The organism is Micromonospora sp. AB353, from assembly GCF_049538395.1.
Lineage (GTDB): Bacteria > Actinomycetota > Actinomycetes > Mycobacteriales > Micromonosporaceae > Micromonospora > Micromonospora aurantiaca.
Window position 1 is genome coordinate 1 of sequence record NZ_JBMVFV010000157.1, and the last position, 4,129, is coordinate 4,129.

Below are 4,129 nucleotides of genomic sequence, written 5' to 3' on the forward strand. Positions count from 1 at the left end.
AGCCTGCGCGAACACCGGAAACGTGTCATACAGCTCCCGGCCCATACCCGCACGCTGCGAACCCTGACCCGTGAACAACACCGCCCGACGACCCGCCGACACCACACCCGACACCACCGACCCGCCCTCGGCAACAGCCGACAGGCCGGCAACCAGCTCGTCCACGTCCGAGCCCCACACCACCGCCCGATGCTCCAACGCCGCCCGCGACGTCGCCAACGACCACGACACATCCACCGGCGACAGGGACCGGGACCGCACGAACGACGCCAACCGCCCCGCCTGACCCGCCAGGCTCCGCTCGGAGCGAGCCGACACCACCCACGGCACCGGCAGACCGACGGACGCGCCCTGCTGATCTCCATCCCGTTCGCGGCGACCGGCGTCGGCAGACGCGGGAACCGGCAGCCCGTCCGCCGATCCGCCCCGGTCGGTCTCGCCGCGCTGCTGCGCATCCGAGGGGTGGACGGACTCCGCCGCCGCCACCGGCTCCGCAGCCGACGCGGCCGCAGGCCCCTGCACCGGCCGCGAGGCAGGCTCCGCCGCCACCTCCGGCTGCTCGATGATGACGTGCGCGTTCGTCCCCGAAATACCGAACGACGACACACCCGCCCGCCGAGGCCGCCCCACACCCGGCCACTCACACGAGGACGTCACCAACTCCACCGCACCCGACGACCAGTCCACATGCGACGACGGCACATCCACATGCAACGACGCCGGCACCACCCCATACCGCATCGCCAAGACCATCTTGATGATCCCGGCCACCCCCGCAGCCGCCTGCGTATGACCGATGTTCGACTTCACCGACCCCAACAACAACGGCACATCCCGACCCTGCCCATACGTCGCCAGCAACGCCTGCGCCTCGATCGGATCACCCAACGACGTACCCGTACCGTGCGCCTCCACCACATCCACATCCGCCGCCGACAAACCCGCAAACGCCAGAGCCTGCCGAATCACCCGCTGCTGCGACGGACCATTCGGCGCCGTCAAACCATTCGACGCACCATCCTGATTCACCGCCGAACCCCGAACCACCGCCAGAACCCGACGCCCGTCACGCCGCGCATCCGACAACCGCTGCACGACGAGGACGCCCACACCCTCGCCCCACGCGGTGCCGTCCGCAGACTCGGCGAAGGCCTTGCAGCGGCCGTCCGCCGACAGCCCACCCTGGCGGGAGAACTCGATGAAGGCGCCCGGGGTGGACATCACGGTGACGCCGCCGGCCAGGGCCAGGTCACACTCGCCGGACCGCAGCGCCTGCACCGCCAGATGCAACGCCACAAGCGACGACGAACACGCCGTGTCCACAGTCACCGCCGGCCCCTCGAACCCGAACGAGTACGCCACCCGGCCCGACAACACGCTCGCGGAGGCACCCGTCGCGCCGTACCCGGCGAGCGACTCACCGGCCTCGCGTACGACGGTCTCGTAGTCCTGGCCGTTGGTGCCGGCGAACACCCCGACGCGGCTGCCGCGCAGCGCGAGAGGTTCGATCCGGGCGTCTTCGAACGCCTCCCAGGAGACCTCCAGCAGCAGCCGCTGCTGCGGGTCCATGGCGAGCGCCTCCCGCGGCGAGATGCCGAAGAACTCCGCGTCGAAGCCGCCCGCGTCGGCCAGGAAGGCCCCGCGCGAGACGTAGGAGTCGGTGCCGGCCAGCGACTCCAGATCCCAGTGCCGGTTGGCCGGGAAGTCCGACATCGCGTCGGCACCGGCCGTCAGCAGGTTCCAGAGCCCCTCCGGGGACTCGGCTCCGGCCGGGAAACGGCAGCCCATGCCGACGATGACGATCGGGTCGTCGCCCACGACGGGGCCGGTGGCGGCAGGGACGGGCAGCGCCTGCCCGCCGAGCAGCTCGGCGTGGATGTGGCCGGCCAGAGCCGCCGAGTTCGGGTAGTCGAAGGCGAGCGTGGTCGGCAGCGCGAGGCCGGTCGCCGCGTCGAGCCGGTTGCGCAGCTCGACAGCTGCCAGCGAGGTGAAGCCGAGATCCTGGAACGCCCGGTCCGGCGCCACCCGCTCGACGGACTCGTGGCCGAGCACGGCGGCGACCTCGGCACGCACCAGCTCACCGAGGACGCGCAACTGCTCCGTGCCGGGCATTCCCGACAGGCGCAGGCGCAGGTCGGCCGCCGGCACTGGGGCGTCGGCGGGCACCGCCGCGCCGGCCTCGGCCAGCAGGTCGCGGACCAGCGGGTGGGCGCGCCGAGGACCGGTGGCGGCCACCCGGGCCCAGTCGATGTCGGCCACGACGAGGTACGTCTCGTCGCGGTCCAGCGCCCGGCTGAAGGCGCGCACGGCTGTCTCCGGCGCCATCGCGCCGAAACCGGTACGGCTGAGCCGCTGTTCGAAGTCGCCCGCGCTCACCCCGCCGTCGGCCCACAGGCCCCAGGCGAGCGAGGTGCCCGGCAGCCCCTCGGCGCGGCGGCGCTGCGCCAGGGCGTCGAGGAACGCGTTGCCGGGCGCGTACGTGGCCTGGCCGGCGGCGCCCATGAGGCCGGCGAGGGAGGAGAAGAGGACGAAGGCGGAGAGGTCGCTGCCCCGGGTCAGCTCGTCCAGGTTGCGCGCGGCGTCGACCTTCGCCCGCAGGGCGGTGGCCAGTTGGTCGACACTCACGGCGTCGACGACGTTGTCGTCGAGGGCCGCGGCGGTGTGCACGACCGCGTTCAGCGGAAGCTCGGCGGGGATCGAGTCGAGCAGCGTCGCGAGCGCGGCCCGGTCGGCCACGTCGCAGGACGCGAGGGTGACCCGGGTGCCGAGCCCGGCGAGTTCCTCGGCGAGGGCGGTCGCGCCGGGCGCCTCGCCACCCCGCCGGCTGACCAGGAGGAGGTGTTCGGCTCCTTCGGCGGCCAGCGCGCGGGCGACGTGTCCCCCGAGTGCCCCGGTGCCGCCGGTGATCAGCACCGTGCCGCGCGGCGTCCAGGAACCGCGCGCACCGGTGTCGCCGTACGTCGCACGAACGAGCCGGCGGGCGTGGCCGCCGGTGCCGCGCAGGGCGATCTCGTCCTCCCGGCCGGTGCCGGCGATCAGCGTCCGGAGCATCCGCACGACGCCCTGGTCGGGCTGCTCGGGGAGGTCGACGAGCCCGCCCCACCGATGCGGGTGCTCGGCGCGCAGCACGCTGCCGAAGCCCCACGCCATGGCCTGCACGGGGTCGACGTGCCGGTCCCGGGATCCGACGGAGACCGCGCCGCGGGTGGCGATCCAGAGCCGGGCGGTGATCCCGGCGTCGCCGAGGGCCTGCGCGAGCGCGACCGTGCCGGCGAGGCACGTCGGCACGGAGGCGGCCCCGGCGTACGGCCGGGTGTCGAGGGCCAGCAGGGAGAGTACGGGCAGCACGTCCCCGTCGCGGCCGGTCGACGCCTCGGCGAGGTCGTGGGCGAGGCGCTTACGGTCGCACGTGGCGTCGACCTCGACGATCCGCCCGCCGGCGGCGCCGAGGGCGGCGGCCCAGTCCGTCACGGCCGCGTCGGCGTCGGCCGGTACGACGAGCAGGAAGTCGCTCGCCTCGGCGCGGGCGGCGTCGTCCGTGAGCGGCTGCCAGGCCACCCGGTAGCGCCAGGAGTCGAGGGCCGCCTCGGCGTCCCGGCGGCGTCGCCAGGTGGACAGCGCCGGCAGCACGTCCGCGAGGGGGGCGTCGGCGTCGACGGCCAGGCTCTCGGCGAGGGTCGTCAGGTCCTCCGCCTCAATCGCCCGCCAGAAGTCCTCGTCGGCGGCGGTACGCCGGGCAGCGGGGGGACGGTAGGACCGCGTCGTCGCGTTGATCCAGTAGCGCCGGTGGTCGAAGGCGTACGTGGGCAGGTCGACAACCCCCGGCCGGGCACCGGTCTGACCGTGGTACGCAGCCCAGTCGACCGGCACACCCGCCACCCACAACTGCCCCAACGCCGCCGTCACCGCAGCAACCTCCGACTGGTCCCGCCGCGACGCCGGAACCCGTCGCACCCCCGCATCAGCGACGATCTCCGCCACCATCGCCGTCAACGTCGCATCCGGGCCGACCTCCAGGAAGGTGTCCACCCCCTGTGCCCGCAACGCCGCCACCCCATCGGCGAACCGCACCGGCTGCCGCACGTGCCGCACCCAGTAGCCGGGCTCGGTGATCTCCGCGGCGTCCGCC

The 4,129-nt window shown here is 73.9% G+C and carries 1 protein-coding gene; it reads right to left on the reverse strand.

The window, feature by feature from the left end:
* Window positions 1–4,129, reverse strand: a 4,129-nt coding sequence (locus ACPCK6_RS29340; protein ID WP_423482827.1) for an SDR family NAD(P)-dependent oxidoreductase, incomplete at both ends; no start/stop codon positions are given.